This is a genomic window from Hymenobacter sp. UV11 (assembly GCF_004684095.1).
Taxonomy (GTDB): domain Bacteria; phylum Bacteroidota; class Bacteroidia; order Cytophagales; family Hymenobacteraceae; genus Hymenobacter.
This window is the reverse complement of the sequence record NZ_SRII01000015.1, coordinates 1-18,647: the sequence shown is the minus strand read 5'-3', so window position 1 is coordinate 18,647 and position 18,647 is coordinate 1. Positions and strand designations below refer to the sequence as shown.

General features: G+C 61.3%; 17 protein-coding genes. 7 read left to right on the top strand and 10 right to left on the bottom strand.

The genetic code is table 11. The annotated features are described in order from the left end of the window. Together E4631_RS22080 and E4631_RS22075 are read left to right on the top strand one after the other, a co-directional pair. Nucleotides 1-573, top strand: a complete 573-nt coding sequence (locus E4631_RS22080; RefSeq protein ID WP_133657176.1) for a Crp/Fnr family transcriptional regulator — start codon at nucleotides 1-3, stop codon at nucleotides 571-573. A gap of 70 nt (nucleotides 574-643) precedes the next feature. After that, complete coding sequence (locus tag E4631_RS22075) at nucleotides 644-1,525, top strand: alpha/beta fold hydrolase (RefSeq protein WP_133657177.1); 882 nt, start codon at nucleotides 644-646, stop codon at nucleotides 1,523-1,525. 236 nt (nucleotides 1,526-1,761) lie between these two features. On the opposite strand, the gene E4631_RS22070 is transcribed toward E4631_RS22075, so the two are convergent. Continuing rightward, entirely contained in the window at nucleotides 1,762-2,637 is an 876-nt protein-coding gene (locus E4631_RS22070) for a hypothetical protein (RefSeq protein ID WP_133657178.1), read from the bottom strand. Between the two features lie 294 nt (nucleotides 2,638-2,931). Here E4631_RS22070 and E4631_RS26055 point away from each other — a divergent pair, with 294 nt between their 5' ends. Together E4631_RS26055 and E4631_RS22065 are read left to right on the top strand one after the other, a co-directional pair. Continuing rightward, complete coding sequence (locus tag E4631_RS26055) at nucleotides 2,932-3,264, top strand: IS1 family transposase (RefSeq protein ID WP_133657179.1); 333 nt, start codon at nucleotides 2,932-2,934, stop codon at nucleotides 3,262-3,264. Beyond that, nucleotides 3,212-3,655: an IS1 family transposase gene (locus E4631_RS22065; protein ID WP_133657180.1), complete on the top strand. Its 444-nt coding sequence runs from the start codon at nucleotides 3,212-3,214 to the stop codon at nucleotides 3,653-3,655. The genes E4631_RS26055 and E4631_RS22065 overlap by 53 nt, the downstream gene beginning before the upstream one ends. 621 nt (nucleotides 3,656-4,276) lie before the next feature. Here the strand turns inward: E4631_RS22065 and E4631_RS22060 are convergent. The 3 genes from E4631_RS22060 to E4631_RS22050 are packed head-to-tail and all read right to left on the bottom strand — an operon-like array spanning nucleotide 4,277 to nucleotide 11,162. Then, complete coding sequence (locus E4631_RS22060; protein ID WP_133657181.1) at nucleotides 4,277-9,415, bottom strand: hypothetical protein; 5,139 nt, start codon at nucleotides 9,413-9,415, stop codon at nucleotides 4,277-4,279. A 53-nt stretch (nucleotides 9,416-9,468) separates the two neighbouring features. Continuing rightward, on the bottom strand, nucleotides 9,469-10,194 hold the full coding sequence (locus E4631_RS22055; RefSeq protein WP_166648046.1) for a dolichyl-phosphate beta-glucosyltransferase: 726 nt from the start codon (nucleotides 10,192-10,194) through the stop codon (nucleotides 9,469-9,471). Then, entirely contained in the window at nucleotides 10,194-11,162 is a 969-nt protein-coding gene (locus E4631_RS22050) for a radical SAM protein (protein ID WP_133657183.1), read from the bottom strand. Before E4631_RS22050 ends, E4631_RS22055 begins: the two co-directional genes overlap by 1 nt. A gap of 311 nt (nucleotides 11,163-11,473) precedes the next feature. On the opposite strand from E4631_RS22050, the gene E4631_RS22045 reads away from it, so the two are divergent. Beyond that, nucleotides 11,474-12,493 carry a sensor histidine kinase gene (locus E4631_RS22045; protein ID WP_133657184.1) on the top strand — a complete coding sequence of 340 codons (1,020 nt, stop codon included), beginning with the start codon at nucleotides 11,474-11,476 and terminating at the stop codon, nucleotides 12,491-12,493. Then, on the top strand, nucleotides 12,490-13,239 hold the full coding sequence (locus tag E4631_RS22040; protein ID WP_133657185.1) for a LytTR family DNA-binding domain-containing protein: 750 nt from the start codon (nucleotides 12,490-12,492) through the stop codon (nucleotides 13,237-13,239). Before E4631_RS22045 ends, E4631_RS22040 begins: the two co-directional genes overlap by 4 nt. 226 nt (nucleotides 13,240-13,465) lie before the next feature. Here the strand turns inward: E4631_RS22040 and E4631_RS26320 are convergent, their stop codons facing one another. The 4 genes from E4631_RS26320 to E4631_RS22020 form a co-directional block, all read right to left on the bottom strand. Then, complete coding sequence (locus E4631_RS26320) at nucleotides 13,466-13,735, bottom strand: DUF5713 family protein (RefSeq protein WP_133657186.1); 270 nt, start codon at nucleotides 13,733-13,735, stop codon at nucleotides 13,466-13,468. Next, on the bottom strand, nucleotides 13,732-14,430 hold the full coding sequence (locus E4631_RS22030; protein WP_240735165.1) for an IS630 family transposase: 699 nt from the start codon (nucleotides 14,428-14,430) through the stop codon (nucleotides 13,732-13,734). The genes E4631_RS26320 and E4631_RS22030 overlap by 4 nt, the downstream gene beginning before the upstream one ends. Beyond that, complete coding sequence (locus E4631_RS22025) at nucleotides 14,427-14,897, bottom strand: helix-turn-helix domain-containing protein (protein WP_133657188.1); 471 nt, start codon at nucleotides 14,895-14,897, stop codon at nucleotides 14,427-14,429. The genes E4631_RS22030 and E4631_RS22025 overlap by 4 nt, the downstream gene beginning before the upstream one ends. A 159-nt stretch (nucleotides 14,898-15,056) precedes the next feature. Then, nucleotides 15,057-15,638 (bottom strand): recombinase family protein, encoded by a 582-nt coding sequence (locus E4631_RS22020; protein ID WP_133657189.1) that lies wholly within the window; start codon nucleotides 15,636-15,638, stop codon nucleotides 15,057-15,059. Between the two features lie 84 nt (nucleotides 15,639-15,722). Here E4631_RS22020 and E4631_RS22015 point away from each other — a divergent pair, with 84 nt between their 5' ends. Further along, entirely contained in the window at nucleotides 15,723-16,049 is a 327-nt protein-coding gene (locus tag E4631_RS22015) for a hypothetical protein (protein ID WP_133657190.1), read from the top strand. 304 nt (nucleotides 16,050-16,353) lie between these two features. Here the strand turns inward: E4631_RS22015 and E4631_RS22010 are convergent, their stop codons facing one another. Together E4631_RS22010 and E4631_RS22005 are read right to left on the bottom strand one after the other, a co-directional pair. Continuing rightward, nucleotides 16,354-16,695 (bottom strand): hypothetical protein, encoded by a 342-nt coding sequence (locus E4631_RS22010; RefSeq protein ID WP_133657191.1) that lies wholly within the window; start codon nucleotides 16,693-16,695, stop codon nucleotides 16,354-16,356. A gap of 197 nt (nucleotides 16,696-16,892) precedes the next feature. Next, nucleotides 16,893-17,435: a hypothetical protein gene (locus E4631_RS22005; protein WP_133657192.1), complete on the bottom strand. Its 543-nt coding sequence runs from the start codon at nucleotides 17,433-17,435 to the stop codon at nucleotides 16,893-16,895. Nucleotides 17,436-18,647 lie beyond the last annotated feature (1,212 nt).

Here is an 18,647-nt window from a genome sequence, read left to right as displayed (position 1 = left end):
ATGACTGTTGATTACTTCACCTTCTTCAATGCGGTTAGTCCTGTACCACGTGGAATTATGGAGCGGCTGGTGCAGGCCGGGCGTAAACGCGTGGTGAGCCGGGGCGAACTGATTACCCGCGAAGGGCAGGTACAGCGGGACTTGCTGCTCGTGGAAACCGGAGTCCAGATGTCCTACCTCGACCACGACGGCACCCCGCACGTCATCGCCTTTACCTACCCGCCCTCGCTGAGCGGCATTCCCGAATCCTTTTGCTTGCAGGAGCCTTCCCGCTATCACCTGCAAGCGCTCACCGAAAGTCGGCTCCTAGCCGTTCCGTACGCAGAAGTGATGGCATTGCTCGACGAAAGCCAGGCCCTGGAACGGGCCTTTCGGAAGCTGACGGAGCATTTGCTAGCCGGCATTATCGCCCGGCATCTGGAATTGCGTACCCTCCCGATTGCCGAACGTTTGCGGGTCTTCGCCCAGCGCAGCCCCCACTTGTTCCAACTTGTGCCGCATAAATATCTGGCTAGTTATCTGCATATTAGTCCCACCAATTTCAGCAAGCTCTACAACGCCGGGAGTTGGTAAAAGTTGGTTTAGACCAACATCGGGCGAATCCACCCGCCCCACTTTTGCAGCTGTACTCTCTTGCTGCTCAATGGCTCCTACTGCCTTCCCCTGGTTAGATACGCACGCGTATCCATTCGCGCCCCATTACCTGTCGCTGCCCGACGGGACCCAGTTGCACTACGTGGATGAAGGCCAGGGGCCTGTGCTGCTGTTTGTCCACGGCACCCCCGCGTGGTCATTTGATTTTCGGCAGCAAATCCAGGGGTTATCTCCTTCTTTTAGGTGCGTAGCCCTGGACCATGTAGGCTTTGGTCTTTCCGACAAACCCGAACACTACGACTACCGGCCGCAACAACACGCCCGCAACCTCGAACACCTGATTGCGCACCTGAACTTGCAGGACCTCACCCTTATTGTCCACGATTTTGGGGGACCGATTGGGCTATCCTACGCCCTGCAGCACGCCGCGAACGTGCGCCGCCTAGTCATTCTCAACTCCTGGTTGTGGGACACCTCGCACGAACCCGCCTTTGTCAAACTGCGGCCGGTGCTAGCCAGCCCCCTCCTGCCCTGGGTTTACCGGTGGTTGAATTTCTCGCCACGGGTGTTGCTGCCGGGCTCGTTCGGCGCTCGCTCATTGGCCCCGGCCGTGCGGCGGCAGTACACCGCGCCGTTCAAGAACGCCAAGGAGCGAAACGGGGCGGTCGGCTTTGCGCGGGCGCTGCTCCACGAGCAGCCTTGGTTTGGCACCCTGGCGCAACAGCTTCCCCACGTGCAGGACCACCCGGTGCTACTGCTCTGGGGGATGCGTGACAAATTCTGCCCGCCCGCTTATTTGCATCGCTTTACCCAAGCGTTCCACCAAGCCCAGGTGGTAGAGTTCCAGACCTGCGGCCATGTGCCGCAAGAGGAGGAAGCGGCGGCGGTCTTACAACACCTGGGGCAGTTTCTAGTGGAAAAAACGATGTAACATGTGGCCCCAACTTTTAACCAAGGCCAAAATTGAGGGTAGGTACGATTCTGCTTACTTATCGTACCTAAAGTCTTCGGCGGCGGGTTGTCAAACCCAATGCTGATAATAGGGTGTTATCAGTCCTTATCAAGTGAGGGGCACGCTGCGGGACCAAGCAAATTTTTAGGTAACCGCCCGTTTCCGGATGAGCCAGGTAGACCACCGAAGATTCAGTTGCCAGGAAGGCGGGCTACTTACGCGGGTCCTTGCTTCACCTCGACTAGCTGGGCCAGCAAAGCAGAGGCGAGCACCTGCTGGTCAGCGTGGGCCACTCGTGCGGGTGGGGCAACCGCTTCCACGAGGCCCAGCCAGTTCAGGCTCCGCTCGAAGGTGCGCACTACATAGCAGGACGTGAATTGCGCCTGGGGCGTCCGGTAGGCCGGGTCCGTGAACTCCGCCAGCACGAAGGGAAACGCGCGCTGGTAGTAGTCGGCATAAAAGGAAGCCGGGCGGGGCTGCTGGCCAAAACGAGTCAGCAAATACACCGAATAGGCCCAGCCAGTCTGCCCCACCGCCGGCGCGGGGTAGCCGTCGTGCGAGGCCCAGACAAAGCGGCTGGTAAAGGTGTGCACGACGAGTGACCAAAGGGCCGGGCGCTGGACTGGGTCGAGCAGTTGCCGGCCTTTTTTGGTCAGTAGCAACTGGCCCCGGACCAGGCGGGCCAGGCCTGCCAGCCGGGTGGTCTGGTGCAGGGTCGTAATGGCGAGCGAGTCGATTTCCCGGCTCAGGGTGAACAGCCCCGTTTCCAGCCCGTCTTCCCGAATAAAGCCGTGCGCATAGAGTTCGCGCAGGTATTTGCGCGGCAGCGCGCCCAGCGGGGTAAGCCGCAGCTGCCCTTCTCGGTCCAGTAGGTGCAGAAAGGCCTCCGTCAGGCGCAGAAAAGGGACGTGGTCCAGCACGTCGTTCGGAACCTCGGCGCGCAGCCGCACCACGCTAGTCGGTTCCAGCGGCTGGTAAAGCAGCGCGTGCATCTGGGCCGGGCTCAGCCCGCAGAAGTCTGCTAGCGACGCGGTATTGTGGGGGAGCAACTCAGCGGCCCAGGCGGAACCGGCAGGAGGAAGAGCGTTCATAACATAAACTCGCCTTGACCGAAAGCCATTTCCAGCCAGCGGCGGGTAGTGGAGGGTAGGCTAAGGTACCCTTGTCGGAAGCAGCGCAGCTTTAAAAGGGAATGTTTTTTGGAGTCAATCTACTTGGCAGTTTAGGCTAGATGCGGCCCCGCATGGTTCTCAAAGCACCGCTTATTCGGGTTATTTTGTTGATTAATAATAACTTGTGCTAAGTAAACATTATCATAACTTGTTTCGGCAAGTATACAACCAATTGGCGGTGGTCTATTATAGGGTGTTTCTCGTACAGGGTTGATGGTCACAACAATTCACTATTGTGCAAAATGCACCAGCGACCAGCTTCGCCGTAATGGCAGCAAGCAAGGGCAACCGAAATATCAGTGCAAAGCCTGCGGCTACCAGGGGTTGTTCGTGCCGGCTGCAGTTCGCAAAACCGCCCAATATGCCCAGGTCGATGCCCTTCTGCTGGAGCGCAATTCGCAACGGAGCATTGCGCGGGTAACCGGCGTAGCGCGCATGACCATTGCCAAGCGTATAAAAAAAAGCGGCTCTGCCGCCACCGCCACTACCCCGCTTGCGCCCCAAAAAGGCGCAAAAAAAGCGGTGGGAGGCACTGGAATTGGATGAGATGTGGACGTTTGTGGGGCGTAAGAAGCGGAAAGTCTGGCGCGGGCTGGTCGTGGAGCGTGCCAGTCGGCGTATTGTCGGCTGGACGTTGGGTAGCCGAGGCGAAGCCCCCTTGCGACGCTTGTGGTTAACCTTACCGCGGCGCTACCGCCGCCACTGCTGGTACTTCACGGACCTCTGGAAAGCTTACGCTAAGGTCTTACCCCGCTGGCAGCACCGACCTTGCCCAAAAGGCCAAGGGCAGACCAGCATCGTGGAAGCCATCAACTGTTCGCTCCGCCAGCGCTGTGGCGTACTGGTGCGAAAGTCCTGTTCCTTTAGCAAGTCGCTCGCCATGCACATGGCGCGCATTAAACTCGTCATTGATAATTACAACCTCACCCTCAAATAGACCACCGCCCTATTCTGTTTTAAGTACCCGTCGCTGTGAACGGCAAACAAAAGGCAGTCGTCGTTCGCGTACTGCATCGAATCGGCCACGTACTCGTTGCCAAAGCAAAAGCGCGTGCGCCAAGCAGGGGACCGGGACCAGGAAAAGGGTTGCCCGTGTTCCTGCACGATTTACCCGTCCCCGCAATCGCTGCCGGCGATGATTTTGTTCCGCCAAAAAAGCAAGGCTACCGGCGAGCTGCGTGCGTTGGCCACAGTGTCCACCGTCGTTCGGCGGCGGGTATAATCGAGCCAGAGATGGCCCTTTTTCTGGACCGCCATCTCCCGGTTGAACAACGTAGGCGATGAGACCGGCGCTTGTCCCAGCACGCGGGGAAGAGCGTGGCTTTGCTGCTCGGCAGCTTGGTGCGCCCGAGCGGCGCCGCGTGCGGCGGTATCCACGGAAGGGACGGCCCACAGTTCGGGTTTGGGGCCCTTTGACGGTTGTACAGCCGTATAATAAAGGAAAGTGGACTGGCAAATCTTGGTCAGCTACTTTACCACCTGCAAGCTTGAATAGCCGCTGCCTGCCTGCCTGCCTGCCTGCAAGGTTTGGCAAGCGGGCAGGCAGCGGCTACTAAACCTAAACGTTCGGCTCGGGTAGCCCTTCCGGTGCTACGTCGTCTTCCACCGATTCCTCCGGAGCGAAGCGGGCTTTGAAGCGGGCATAAAGCGCGTTCATGCCCAGCAGCAACAGCCCCATGAAGATGAAGACGAATGCCCGCGTGATGGTGCCGCTCCGACTCAGGTCGAAGAACACCAGCCGGAGCAGCGCGCCCAGCATGCCGGCCAGGGCGAGGTAGCGCAAATCCTGGCGCCGCAGCAGCAGGCTGGTGCTGAAAATGGCCACCACTTCCAACATGAGCAGCACGGTGAGCACCGAGCGGTCAAACGACTGCACGAGCAGCAGTGTGAGGGCTAGGAAAGCCGGGTAGAGCAACCAGGCTTCGAGCAAGCGGCGGGGCGGGCGGGCCAGTCGGTCCCAGGCGGGCGCGAGGCCGGTATTAGGCGCCTTGCCAGCTTGCAGCGCCAGGGCCACGTAGGCAAATAGCAATGCCACGGCCGCCGTAATTCCCCACCATTCGGGGCTGAGGAGCTGCTCTGGGCTGATGTAGCGCAGGCAGGCCAGGCTGGCCGTGCCGGTGGCCAGCCAGTAATAGAGGTGGCTGTACACGGCCAGCCGCCGGAAGCGCACCGGGATTCTGGCGGCCAGGAACGTCAGCACCAGCGCGGCGGCCGCCCACAGCAGTGGCAGCCAGGGCGTGCGCACGTGGTGGCCCAGCGTGGCGGTGCCAAAGAGCAACGCCGCCTCGGGTAGCCAGGGGTGCAGCCGGCGCCAGGAATTGTACACCGGGGCCGTAGTGGGCGGGGCCGCCAAAGCCAGGGCCGCCAGCGTGGCGAAGAGCAGCGCCGCCGTCGTGTATTCGGCGGGCTGGCCGAAGAACCGCTCATCGAGCGTAAGGAGCCGCAAATGTGTGAACAGGTCTGCAATCAATAGGCCGTAGCTGAGGTGCAGCAGGTAGCGGTCGGGCTGGCCGTCTCGCTGCACGGCCGGCTCGTCGGGCAAGCGGCGGCGCCACCCCTGAGCCGCGGCGAATGCTGCCCCTGCCAGCCCGCTAAAGCCCAGCGAGAGGTAGGCCAGGTGGCCCGCCGGCACGGCGGCCACCAGCGTCACCACCAGGTGCAGCCCAAGCAGGTACATCCACGGCCCACGTATGAACCGTTGGGACGGCGGCCACCACGAAACCCGGGCGCCTACCAGCGGCACGGCCAGCGTGGGCAGCAGGTAAAGTAGCACGGCGCCCGCGCTGGCCAGCTGCCCGGCCGGTGGCCACAGTGCGTAGCTCCACTGCAGACCCAGGTAGCCCACGGCCGCGAGCAGCAGCCCCGCCCAAACGCCCGGCGCCGCTACTCGGTACTGCAGGTACAGCAGCCCGCCCAGCAAGCCTACCATAGCCCAGGCGGCCCAGGCCCGGTCGTACACCAGCGCGCCGCCACTGAGCAGCAGCCAGCCCACGGCCAGCCCCAGGACCGGCAGCCGCAGGGTGCCGCCGAGCGCGAGCACCGCGTATTCCCCGCCCGCTTTCGACAGCAACCGGTGCTTCAGCTGGTAGCCTACCGTGAGCAGGGCTGCCCCGACGAGCAACGCCGCCCGTACCTCGGCCCCGAAGGTTCCCGGCGAAGTGTAGCGCACTAGCAGCGGCAACAGGGCCGCCAGCACCAGCAGCAGGTAAGTCTGCAGGTGCAACAGGTCGTCTTCGTCGCGACCACTTACCAGCAGGGCGGCCACCAGATTCTCAGCATACAAAACCAGCATGACTCCGGGCCAGCTCAGGCCCGCCTCGTGCAAGCCAAACACGGCCAGCACCACAAACGCCTGCCCCAACACGAGCTGCTGGCGCCGCACCCACAGGGGCAGCAGGCCCTGCGCGTGCACCCACGCGGCCAGTCCCAGCGCGATGAACCCCATGCCCAGGAGCGCAACCAGCAACAGGGCCACCGGCGCCCCGGGCCAGCCGAACTGCGCCCGACCCAGCAGCAGACCGCTGCCAGCCTGCAGCAGGCCCGCCAGCCCGGTGATGCCCCCCAACAAGTCGCGGTCTGTCTGGGCGGTATCCAGCCCATCGGCATGCCGCACGGGCAGCAACTGCCTATGGGTTAGATTCGCCAATATGATTCCAGCCCAGCCGGCCAATGCCAGTACCAAGGCGTCGCGGTAAAGCGTAGGCGGTAGGCTATGGCCGGTGTTATTTACGGCCGTTAGGAGCAAACTTAAACCAGCGGAAAAGGCGCCGCCCAAGGCAACCCGGTAGATGAACACCTCCCGCTTGCGGGCGGCAATCAGGAGCACGGCCAGGTTTTCGGCAAAAAGCAGCCCCAGCACCACCGGCCAGCGCACTCCCAGCTCGTGCAATCCGACTACGGTGAGCATGGCAAATGACTGAGCCAGCAACAACTGCAGCGGCCGCACCCAGGCGGGTAGCCGGAGCTCGGCGCGAACCCAGGCGGCCAGTCCCAGCGCTGCGCCGCCCATCACCAGGAGCGCCGCCAGCAGCACGGTTGCCGGCGCATCCTGCCAGCCAAACAGCACGCGCGCCAGTAGTAAGCCCGTGCTGGCTTGCAGCAGCGCGGCCAGCCCCGCAAAGCCACTAAGCAGGCGTTGGTCGGTTTCGGAAATCCCGGTGGGTGCGTCCGGTGAGACATGAGCCAAGAGCTGCCGGAAAGCCAGGCGGAGGAATGCCAGACTTAACCAGCCGATCAGAGTCAGCACTAGGGCGTCGCGGTAAAGTTCACGGGGCAGGGCACTGTCTACCTTAGCCCAGGCGGTCAGCAACAGGCCGCCACCGGCCAGGAAGGCTCCGGCTTGGGTAATGTGGTATAGTAGAGGCTCGCGCCGCCGAGCGGCCAGCAAAGCCACGGCCACGTTCTCGGCGTAGAGGATGCCCAGTACCACCGGCCAGCTCAGGCCCAGCTCGTGCAGGCCCAGCCCGGCCAGCACCGCAAAGAATTGCGCCAGTAGCAGTTGCTGCTGCCGCACCCAGCCCGGGGTTTGGGATGCCGTGCGTACCCAGGCCGCCAGGGCCAGGGCACAGCCGCCCAGGACCAATAGGGCACCCACCAGTAGTATCACCGGCGCATCCGGCCAACTAAACAGCACCCACGCCAGCAGCAGCCCAGCCCCGGCCTGCAACAGCCCGGCCAGCACGGCAAAGCCGGCCAGCAGGTTGCGGGCGGACGCGGCAGTGGCGTTAGCCCTAAACCAGGCCTCCGCGTCGTCGTCGTCGGCTCGCAGCAGGGGCTGCTGATATGTAAGCCGGGCGAACGCCAGACCCGCGCAGCCGGCCAGGGCCAGTACGAAGGCATCGCGGTACAGCGCCTGGGGCAGGCTGGAATCGGCTTTCAAAGCCGCGAACAACAGCAGGCCTCCCCCCGCCAGGCAGGCCCCGGAGAGCGCCACCCGATACACGAGCGCTTCGCGTTGCCGGGCCATTACCAGGGCGACCAGCAGCGCTTCGAGCAGCATGAACAGCAGAATAACCGAGTTGGTGGCGTGCCAGCCCTGCAGCGACAGGGCCGTGGCCAGCGCCAGGATAAGCGAGAGGATGGTGTCGGTCTGGAACAGCCAGCCGATGCCAAGCTTTTTGGCTTGTCGCCCGGCCCAGAAGGTGAGCAGCGCGCCCAGGCCCAGGGGAATGGTTTTCCAGATAGAGCCCGTACTGTACAGATACAGATTGATGCCCAGGCAAGTCCAGTTGAGGAGGTGGGCGGTAAAAAGCAGCGGTTCGAACCGCCGTTGGGCGTACACGCGACGATACTGCACCACGGCCGCGGCCACGCCTACTAGGCCCACCAGCCCCATGGCCGTTAGGCGTAGGGAGTTGGGAATGTCCGCCAGCTGCTGATGCCAGTAGAGGTGGAAGGCAAAGAAGCTGGCGATGCTGAGCAGCAGCTGGTACTTCCACCGCTGGCGGTAGGTAATGGCAATGGTGAACGCCGTGACCGCGGCCGCCGTGCCCAGCGTAAGGACCGAGGGCGGCAGCACCGCCAGGGCCACCAGGCTCAGCACGCCGTGCAGCGTCGCCACTTCCTCGCGGGGGGCGCGCCAGGCCAGCAGCAGGTTGGCTCCCACGCCGGCCAGCAGCAGCAGGTAGTCCCAGGGTGGGGTGGCCCAGCGCAGGCCCTCGATGCTCACGGCCGCCACGCAGGCAAACAGAAAGATGGCCTCCGCGCTACTCAGCAGCCAGCTGTTGAGCTGCCGCGCAAAGCCTTTCTGGCGGAGCGCGAACCGCACCCCCAGCAGGCCGGCCGCGAACGCGCAAATCAGCAGGAACCGCACCGGTGGACTCACACGCAGGGCCGCGTAGATTCCCAGGAAGCCAACGCCCGTAACCAGCACCACGGCCCCGAGAATACCGGTCCAGTTTTCGAGGATAAGGGTGGAAGCCCGCTCCCACCAGGTGGGCCCGGTGGGCTCCGGCGGGGGGGGCGGGCGCCGCGGCTGGGGCGGCTTTGGCGGGACTGGTGGCGCGGGCGGTGGAGCTGGGGTCGCCGCCAATACGGGCTCGGGCGCATCCACGGGCCTAGGGTCCGACGTGGGCCTTGCCGCTGGAATGGAGGCCGGAATAGCTACCGGGGCCGGGGTGAAAACCGGCGATGGAACGGGCACCGCCACCGATGGCGCTGGCAGTACGGGCGCGGATACTGAGACTGGTGGAAGAGAAACCGGCGCGGGTGTAGGCGCAGGGATCGGAGCAGCCGGAACCGCCGGGGCCGCTGGTAAAAACGGTGATTCAGCCGGCCTATGCGGCGGAACTGGCACGGTCACGACGGGCTCCGCAACCGCCGGCCTAACTGGAGCAGGTGCGGAGGTAACTGGCACGGCCACCGGCATCGGGGTTACCGGCGCGACGTCTGGCGAAAGCGCCGGAGCTGCTTTCGTTTTTGAGGAAATGGCCGGCATGAGAGCGGACATATCAAGGGCACCCGGCCGCACCAGGGGCACCACCGACAGGGCCGCTTTGGGCAGCGTACCCACTTCGAGCAGACTGGCCAGCTGTTCGCGCAGGCGCAGCAGCTCCGTTTGCAGCTCAGCCTGCTGCTTGCTGTGCTCCGCTTTGTGAATTTTTAACTCATCCTGCAGCTCCAGCAAACGCTTGGGCAGGCCCCACACCCGCCAGGCAGCTACTACAGCAATAATTAAAGCTAAAACGAAAGCATCCATGCGGGAGGGCATTAGGTTAAGTAATTCAATTTCAGGCGATGCTGCGCCCTTGGCTAACTAGCTGGTTTCTTCTCTACTTGCCGAAGCTGCTGTCGGAGGCAGTACACGTACCGAAATTCCCGGGGGAGCTGCCGGAGGCGGGCTTTGCTGCGCTCGTCATTTTCCCAGCGCACGGGCACTTCCCGGATGCTGAACCCGTGGCCGCGAGCACGGGCCAGTACCTCCAGGTCAAACGACCAGCCATCCACGGTGCAGGCCGCGAAGGTGCGCGCGGCTGCCGCGGCCGTGAACGCCTTAAAGCCGCAATGGGTGTCCACGATGCCGGGCAGCAGCACGCGCTGCACCACCCGGTTGACGAGCCGGCTCCAGACCCAGCGGAACCAGGGCTGGGGCCGCGTGATTTGGGAGCTGGCCAGGTAGCGGGAGCCAATGGCAATGTCCGCGCCCTCCGCCAGTGCTTGAAGCAGCGGGTCCAGCTCGTCGATGGGGGTGGAGCCGTCTGCGTCGGAGAATAGCCGGATGCCCCCCGTGGCCGCCCGCATGCCCAGGCGCACGGCATGGCCTTTGCCCCGATTGGCCGGGGAGCACAGCACGCGCAGGCCGGGCAGCTTGCAGGCCAGTGCCGTCACCAGCGCTACCGTGTCGTCCGTCGACCCGTCGTCGACCACGAGGATTTCAAAGCTGGCCGGGCGTGCGGCTAGAAACCGATGCGCGCGCCGCAACGTGAGGCCGATGCGCTGCGCTTCGTTGAAGGCGGGAATAATCAGGCTCAGCTCCATTAGGCTTGGGCGCTTTGCTGGCGCCGGAAGCCGTCGAGCCGGCTGCCGAGGTGGGCATAGGCAATGGGACAGCGGGCCGAGCACGATTTGCCACAGTCGAACTGCCGCCGAATATCTTCCACCGAGTACTCGGCTAGGGGCTTGGCTGGCGTGCCGGTTTTGGGCTGGCACAGGTGCACCAGGCCCGCCCCGTCGACCTCGAAGTGGCGGGCGCCTGCCCGGCATTTCCAGGGCTTGCGTTCGCCGCGGGCCAGGGGCAGCTGGAAGTTATCGTTGAGTATCTGCGGCAGGCGGCCTTTCAGGGCCCGAATGCGCAGGTAGGATTGCAGGGCTTCCTCGCTCAAGGGCAGTGCCTGCCCCTGGCTGTCGCGCATCAGCGAGCACTGGAACCCGAAGCCGAAGCCGACCACCGCTTTGGCCACTTCCTCCATTTCGGCCGGGTTGCCGGACCCGAGCACCCCGTTGACCCGCACCATGAACTTCGCGTTTTCGCGCAGCAATTCCAGTTTGGGGCGCAGCCGGCGCATGCTTTTTTCGGTTACCTCGTTGTCTTCCAGGCTGTCGCAACTCAGTTGCATCCCAAACAAGCCGGCCTCGTTCAAACTCCGGATAAGGGGCGCTTTCAGCACGTGGCCGTTGGTGTTTATCATCGGCACCATGCCGGCTTCCGTGATGTAGCGGACCAGCTCGGCGATGTGTGGATGGAGCAAGGGTTCGCCCCCGTTGAGTGTCACAAACACGGCTTTCAGCTTCCGCAGGGCGTCCACTCGCGCTTTGAGTTCCTGTAGGGGGACGGGCTTCGACACCTTGTCGTACTCGTAGCAATAGCCACAAGCCAGGTTGCAGCGGCGGGTCACCACGATTTGCACCAGCACCGGCCGGTCCTGGTCTAGGGCAGCCTTGGCCAGTTTCCACAAGACACGGGGTCGGGAAATGCGAAGCGAGGAATCAAAGGAGGATAAACGCATGGGGACGGGGGTTGAGGGTGAAAAGAGGCCAATGCAGCATCCGGCTGCGGGAAGGATGGGACAATACTCCCGCGCTTTTCGCCCGTCCGAAAGTGATTTCTGCCGATGGCGGATTCCGGGGCACTGAATCGGGACAGGAGCCGGGTGAATTGGCCGGCCGAAGTCGGCTTTTCGCCGGGCTGCCTGGTATTTTTGTCTGGTCGTTCGGGTTTGGTAATCAGGCCCCGAGGGCAACGAAGGGGGCAGCTGCCTCCGCTTTCTTCTTTCCGCGACCGTTGCCTTTGCGCAATTCGTCGCTTCAACCAAGCCCCATGATTCGAAAAATTGCGTTGGCGGCCCTGGCCGCCACAGCGGTGTTCCACGTGGCGGTGTTTATCCAGTATGGCACCTTGTGGGTGGGCGCGCTGGCCGGCTACCAGGAGCTGCTGCTGGTGTTTGCCTTTTTGCTGCCCACCTTCTTAATTCATGCGCCCATTGCCCGCCTCTTTGGTCCTGACCGTCTGGCCAACTTTTCCGCCACGGTCAAAGCCCTGCTGGAAGGGCAGTGCGTGGTGCTGGTCAGTGTGGCTTTCTGGCTGGTATTCTTCACCTTCCCGCAGCACTACCTGGTACCCACCGCGGAAATTACGCCCCGGACGCTGCGTCTCTCGCTGGCGGTGAGCGCGGTGCTTTCCCTGTTCTTCTACTACTTCGTGGAGCGCGAGCACAGTCGCCAAAAGCTGCAGCAGGAAGGGTACCGGGTGGCGCAACTCCAAAAAGAAACGTTTCAGGCGCAGCTGGAAGCGCTGAAAAATCAGGTGGACCCCCATTTCCTCTTCAACAGCCTCAATGTGCTGGGCTCGCTGATTCACCTCGACGCCGACCGGGCCGTGCAGTTTCTAGGCCAGCTCTCGAACGTCTACCGCGCCTTGCTCGATTCTGGCGCGCAACCGCTGGTGCCGCTGCGCACCGAAATGGAATTGGTGCGCGCCTACGCTAGCCTGATGGAAACCCGCTTTGGCGACGCTTTACGCGTGGAATGGGACGTGGCCCCGACGTGGGAGCAGGCCCTGGTGCCCCCCACCGCCGTGCAAATGCTGCTGGAAAACGCCATCAAGCACAACGGCTCTACCACCCGCAAGCCCTTATGCATCAAAGTATCGGCCGCCGATGGCCTGCTGGTGGTTGAAAATAACCGGCAACCCCGCACCGACGCGGTAGCCTCCACCCACCTAGGCCTGCAAAACATCCAGCGCCGCTACCAGCACCTGACGGCCCGCCCCGTCGAAATTGTGCCCACGCCGGCGGCCTTCATCGTCCGCCTACCCCTGCTGACCGTCCCCACCCTATGAGAGTCGTTGTCATCGAAGACGAGCCTCTGGCCGCCCAGGCGCTGGCCGCCCTGCTCACCCGCCTGCGGCCCGCCACGCGCATCCTGGCGTCCCTAGGCTCGGTGGAAGAAGCCGTGGAGTGGCTGCGCGCGCAGCCAGCCCCCGACGTGCTCTTCTGCGACATCCACTTGTCGGACGGCAACAGCTTCGACATCTTCCGGCAAGTGGCGGTGGCCGCGCCCGTCATTTTTACCACCGCCTACGACGCGTACGCCATCCAGGCCTTTCAGGTAAACAGTGTAGACTACCTGCTCAAGCCCCTGCAAGCCGCGGAGGTGGAACGCGCCTTACAGAAGTACGAAACCCGGCACCCCGCGACGCTGCCTGCCGCCGTGGAGAACGTGCAGCGCCTGGTCCACACTACGCCCCGCGCGCGCTTTCTGGTAAAGCACGGGCAGGCGTTAAAAGCCGTGCCGGTGGACCAGGTGGCGTATTTTTTGGCCGAAGAGGGTGTGGTATTCCTCGTCACGCACCTAGGCAAACGATTTATCATTGCCGAGACGCTCGACCAGTTGGAAGACCAGTTAGACGCCCAGAACTTCTTCCGCATCAACCGCCAGTTCATCCTGAGTATCGGCGCGGTGCGGGAAATCCGGCCGTACTTCAAGGGCCGCCTGGTGCTACAGGTAGCGCCCCCGGTAGCGGAGGAGGCCCTGGTCGTCAGCGCCGGCCGCGCCCCGGCCTTTAAGCACTGGCTGGACCACTAATCACTATGAAGGCTGAAAGTCGCGGTTTTGGACCCTGTTTGGCTAGCAGGCTTTCCTGTGTGTAGCGCACGGACTGCATTTTTTACAATGCGTCGCGCCACCCGGCGAGAACATAAGTAGCGTTTTGAGCGAATAGAGGCACTTTTTCTAAAAAAGGCGGCAAAAAGGGTGGCACATGAACTAGAGAACGGCCGTGAATTGACGCAAATCTTCCGTTAATAATGACCTACCAGTCTCGCTCTCTCAATGCCTCCTCAATATCAATGTCCACCTTGAAGTGCGTAAGAATACGTTCTACCGTTTCAGCTATTGACTCGCGGGCGCCCGTCTCGATTTCGCTATCGTGGTCGGCAAAATCATTTTGCAACTCATTAATGGTCATCGTCATGTCATCAAGTTTCTTCTGGACTTTTTTAGTGCTCGCGGGGCCCTTCTCTAAGTAGGTAACTACTCTTTGAATAGCGGCCTTGACCTTATCTACTTCACTAGTGCTCAGTCAGGCAAATTAGTTGCCCTAATTTTCTGATAGTGGCGGTCGAATTTGACGCGCGCTTTTTCCAGGGTAAACTGCCAGTGTACGGTAGCCCGCGCCGCATTGCGCTCGGCTACGCAAGCGGCGACGTGGGCCGTGAGTTCGTCCAGGGTGGGGATGCGCTGGTGCAGGCATTGGCGGGCGATGGCCGAGCGTTCGAGTTCGACCAGGTTGAGCCAGGAGGCATTTTTGGGCGTGTAATGCAGCTCGAAGCGGGCGGCCAGGGCGCGGGCCTCGGCCGCCGGCAGATGTTGATAAAAAACGGCGTCGGTATGCGTGTTGAGGTTGTCCTGCACGAGCACGATTTTCTCGGCCTGCGGGTAGGCAGCACTCAGTTGCTGCAGAAAGCGGCAGTAGTCGGCCCCGGTGCGGCGGGCCGAGACCTCGACCAGGCGCTGGCCCAGGCCCGGCTCGAAGGCTACCAGCAGACAGGCCGTGCCCTGGCGCACGTAGGTACTGCTCTCGCGGCGGGGCCGCCCGGCCTTGGCCGGTTGGTCGTCCATGGCCGGCTGGGCCGGCACGGGCGGTAGGGGCTGCGTGGGCTGGCCGTGGAGCACGCAGGGCCGCTCATCGAAGCAGACGACGGGAAAAAGCGGGTGGTAAGGCCGCTCGTAGACGGCCAGCACGTCTTCCATCCGCGCTACGAAGGCCGCGTTCACTGCCCCCAGGCACCAATGCTGCTGGCGGTGGGGGTGCAGTTCGTTTTTTTAAGCACCTGCGCCACTGTTTCGTGGGAAATAGTATCCACCAGGCACAGTTCCACGGCTTTATCGGCCAGTAGGCGCAGGGGCCAGCGGCTGTGCCCGGTGGGGGCGGGCGTACAGGCCAGGGCGGTGAGGGCCGCCCGCTGGGGGCCGTCGAAACGCGGCGGCGTGCCGCTGCGCGGGGCCTCCGTCAGGGCGAACTGCCAGCCGCCGGCTTCGTAACGGCGGCGCAGCTCACTGACCGTCTGCCGGCTCAGGCCGACGGTCTCACCGGCCGCTTGTTGGCCGAGGCCCGTAGCCAAGGCCAGCAGGGCCTGGGCGCGGCGCACGGCCCGCACCGGGCGGCAGCCCGTGCGGGTGAAGTTTTCCAGGGCGGCCTGGTCGGCGGCCGGTAGGGCAAAAAGGGTGATTGGTCGGGCCATACCAGCCTAACCTAAATCGCCTCCATTCTGTTAGTCAACTTCCCTGACTGAGCACTAGCAGGAAAGTATGAATCTGCATACATATCGGGCAGAAAGTCAAAGTCACTGGGAAGCTTTAGTGTATCCATGAGTAATCCGAGAGATGTTTGGGCACCTAAGCTACACTTGTGCTAGGTATTTAGCCACCGTACTGGCCGAAATACCCATGCTCTTGCCAATGGCGTAATTCGATAGGCCGCCGCCCTTGAGCCGGCGAATCTGCGCAATTTGCTCCTGGCTTTTGCCGGGCGTACCGAGTTTGACGCCAGCGGCCTTTTTCTTAGCTAGCGCGGCCTTGGTGTTTTCCGAAATCTTAATCAGGTCCTGGGCGGCGATGGTGGCCAGCATCGAGACAATTACGTCGCCGAAGGGCCCCAGCGAGTCGAGGTAAGGTTCGGTGAAGGACTTATAGTGCACCCCGTGGTCTTTTAGCTCCTTCAGGTAGCGCAACGTGGCCAGGGCCCCCTCGCGGCTGAAGCGGTCCAGGCGCCAGAATACCACCAGGTCGAACTTCTGCTGGTAGGCTTCGAGTAGCAGGTGCTTGAATGCGGCGCGGTCGGCCTTCCCTCCCGACTCCTGGTCGGTGAACACCTGGTAAATCGTGCCGTGCCGCTCGGCAAACTCGCGTAGCTGGTGCAGCTGGTTCTCCGTGTCCTGGCCCTTGTCTTTGGTCGACACGCGCGCATAAATGGCGACTCTCATGCCCCAAAATACGCGCTTGACCGCCACACGCCTTCCCAGTAAGTATCATTGCGGCCTCCATCACTTACCAACCCCGCTGCCCGCATGAACCTGCTTGACTTTGTCGATTACCTGCTGGACCCGGTTAAATTAGCCGACTTCTATCGCCAACAGGGCTTCAGTCCAGCAGCTGTGGAGGAGGGACTCACCATCTATCTGGTGGGCTCCACGATTACGCTAGACGCGGACATTCGCTTACTGAGCTTCGAAGAGACCGAAGGTCGTATTAACATTCAACTGGCCGGGGTTAACTACGTCTATGTGCTGGAAGTAGACTTAGCCATCGACTTGCTGAGGGCTTCTGAGCCCGGCGTGGTGACTAAGCTCGAGCAAGCCAACCGAATCGTGGAGTATGCCATCTATGATGCGTGACCCGTTAGTCTATGCTGCTCGATAAGCCGGGCAGCAAAGCTCTTCCGGCAGGCATTTTCACCATCCAAAAAAGGGTGTCGAAAAAGTGACCTAAAAACTGGCGTTTCCGAGCCGTTGGAGCACTTTGAAAAGTAGTCAAGGAAACGGGCGTCTTTTGGAAGGGTCCAGAACTTATGAAACGCATTCCCATTGGATATTTTGCGAACGTTGATTCGTAGACAAGTTTTTTAAACTCCCCCGGACAGGCAGCGTCCCGCTGGCACCTGGTGCTGGCCAACTGCCAGGCATTCACCGAAAGGAGCGTTTAAAATTGGGCCTGACCCCTCAACCACTCTAGCTCCTCCTGTGCGACCTTTGGATTTATCGTGCTCCTAGCATGGCTCTCAATCGTTTCCATACACAGCTGCCTGGTTGGCCCATCAGGGCGATAGTGCTCAACGAGCAGATGAGCGGCCCATAGATTGATGTAATAATGGCCTTCTTGTAAAAAGCCGATAAATGCTTCCATTTGGTTGGCCGCAGTGAGGCCGCGAAATAATTCCATAAGGGCTTGTTTCGCGGTTTCTGCGCCGGGGCCGGCGGGAGTAATGCCTCGGAAAAAGTTCTCCCGGCACTGCATTAGAAATGAATCGGTCAAGCGTTGCATTGCTCTAGTTGTCTGAAAAACTGTTCACCAAAAGGGGCGTTTTGCTGAACAATCACTTAATAGCCCAGTAGAGCAGCAGGAGGTTACAAAACGTGTTTAAAAGCACATCTGGCAAGTATTTAGCTCTCCATTATACGGTCTATTTTTGGAGGGAGCGAAGTTCTCCGGCAAGTGGTCGTTCAGCAAAACGAGGGTTTTTAGTGACTGCTCTGCCAGTGAAAATAAGCGCGTACAATCTCTTGCTTAAACCATTCTCCACCGAGCACGAGGTTAAAGCGGGTGAGCATACCATCGGCGTCTACTTCCTGCGGAGAGAGGGACTCGATAAATAAGTAGGTTCGCACCAGGTGGCCCTTGCCGGTCGCCAACCGCGGCGAGGAGGGCCGATACTGATGCAGATACGCCAACAACTGGGACACACTAACGCCGGGCCATTCCGGGCGCAGGCAGGTGATGGGCTGGTCCAGCAGTTCCATGGCGATGCCGTTCAACAAGGCCAAACACCCCTCTTCGACCAGCTTTTGGTAGCGAACTGATTCGGCCCATTCCTGCTCGAATGACACGGAGAGGTACTGCCAATAAGCCAGCTGGTACTGCCCGTCCGGCATCAGCACGGAGATGTCCTCTTCGAGGTTGTCATCGAAGTAAAGCAGGATATCCTTGCGTAAGGCATGAATTTCGGCAAACTCCACGCCCACACGTTCCCCATTCAATTCAGTGCGGTAGAAAGGACTGTCCATGGGGTAAGAATGGGGCCAGCGTTCAGAAGTTGACTATGCACCACGAAGTAAGCAGACGACACGAAAAAATGACCTGCCAATAGGTTCACCCAAACGGTCGTCTAACTGAACTGCTATCGCCTTGTTCCGAAACCTACTGTTTTTCGAATGCCAATCCTACCCCCACCAATGGCCCCGAAAACCACGTTTTTGGGGCTGTTTTACCAGAGGGTTTTTCGAATGCTTTCAAGCCTTCGAAGAACGAGAGTTCTAGTGTTTAGGGTATTGCCTTCCTCGTATAGGTAATCGTCGTGGTTAGAGTGGTGGTATCAGAGGAAGGCAGCGCCTGCTGCACTACTAAACGCGTGGCGGTCAATTCCTCAATGACCACTTCCACGCTGTCGCCAGGGACCTGAATCGCGCCCATTCCTCGCCCCTGTGCCAGCCAAAACCCACCAGGCGTGCGGGTGTAGCGGGCCCGCACTTGTGCCCGCCCATCTTGGTAGTGACGCACTTCGGTGGGCGTAATCTCACACACCAGTTGCCCAACCAGGTAACGATCGGTTCGAGCAAACACGCGCCGCCCCGCCCCATTGGTTTCCACGCTATAGCAGTTTTGACCTTCCCATACGCCCTCTAAGCGAACGGGGTGGGTACCTGACTCTGGTGCTGGCGTGCAGGCATTCAACCCTGCCAAGAGCCCAAGCCAGGTGAAGTACTTCCTTTTCATTCCACAAGCTAAGGACATTCATAAAAACGGTGCTTTCCCTGAACTGGCTAGTTAGGTAGCGTAGCAGCGTGAGGTATCAGGGTAGCTCAGAAAGCCCCTCCCTATGATCGTGGCTCAGAAAATCAGCAACAAGTGCGCTTCTGGCTCGTGGCGGGGGTTTAAGAAGTCGAAAAAGGATGCGTCAATAAGGTGCCCCTTGTTGAGCCGGCAGGCTTCATTTTTTAACTAAGCTCTTGCTCAACATCCTCAATTGCTCGCTGCAGCCGGCACTGGAAAAATACCACCTTCGAAGCTCAGCGTCGGCCGCAGCCGACAGGGCAACACGCCTGCTGTTAAGCGCACGCTACCTCAGTGCCCGGGCGTTTCACAGGCGGTCAAGGCAGTATGCAAGCGGTGACTCTCAATTAGAAAATACTCGACGGCACGCGTCGTGCAGGGCGCGGTGCTGGTATAACTAATTTCTAAGTGGCGAGCCGCTACTACGTCCCCGCGCTGCCACATTT

Coding starts and splice junctions, on each gene's coding strand:
- E4631_RS22080 (WP_133657176.1), top strand. CDS start 1: ATGACTGTTGATTACTTCACCTTCTTCAATGCGGTTAGTCCTGTACCA.
- E4631_RS22075 (WP_133657177.1), top strand. CDS start 644: ATGGCTCCTACTGCCTTCCCCTGGTTAGATACGCACGCGTATCCATTC.
- E4631_RS22070 (WP_133657178.1), bottom strand. CDS start 2,637: ATGAACGCTCTTCCTCCTGCCGGTTCCGCCTGGGCCGCTGAGTTGCTC.
- E4631_RS26055 (WP_133657179.1), top strand. CDS start 2,932: ATGGTCACAACAATTCACTATTGTGCAAAATGCACCAGCGACCAGCTT.
- E4631_RS22060 (WP_133657181.1), bottom strand. CDS start 9,415: ATGGATGCTTTCGTTTTAGCTTTAATTATTGCTGTAGTAGCTGCCTGG.
- E4631_RS22055 (WP_166648046.1), bottom strand. CDS start 10,194: ATGGAGCTGAGCCTGATTATTCCCGCCTTCAACGAAGCGCAGCGCATC.
- E4631_RS22050 (WP_133657183.1), bottom strand. CDS start 11,162: ATGCGTTTATCCTCCTTTGATTCCTCGCTTCGCATTTCCCGACCCCGT.
- E4631_RS22045 (WP_133657184.1), top strand. CDS start 11,474: ATGATTCGAAAAATTGCGTTGGCGGCCCTGGCCGCCACAGCGGTGTTC.
- E4631_RS22040 (WP_133657185.1), top strand. CDS start 12,490: ATGAGAGTCGTTGTCATCGAAGACGAGCCTCTGGCCGCCCAGGCGCTG.
- E4631_RS22025 (WP_133657188.1), bottom strand. CDS start 14,897: ATGGCCCGACCAATCACCCTTTTTGCCCTACCGGCCGCCGACCAGGCC.
- E4631_RS22020 (WP_133657189.1), bottom strand. CDS start 15,638: ATGAGAGTCGCCATTTATGCGCGCGTGTCGACCAAAGACAAGGGCCAG.
- E4631_RS22015 (WP_133657190.1), top strand. CDS start 15,723: ATGAACCTGCTTGACTTTGTCGATTACCTGCTGGACCCGGTTAAATTA.
- E4631_RS22010 (WP_133657191.1), bottom strand. CDS start 16,695: ATGCAACGCTTGACCGATTCATTTCTAATGCAGTGCCGGGAGAACTTT.
- E4631_RS22005 (WP_133657192.1), bottom strand. CDS start 17,435: ATGGACAGTCCTTTCTACCGCACTGAATTGAATGGGGAACGTGTGGGC.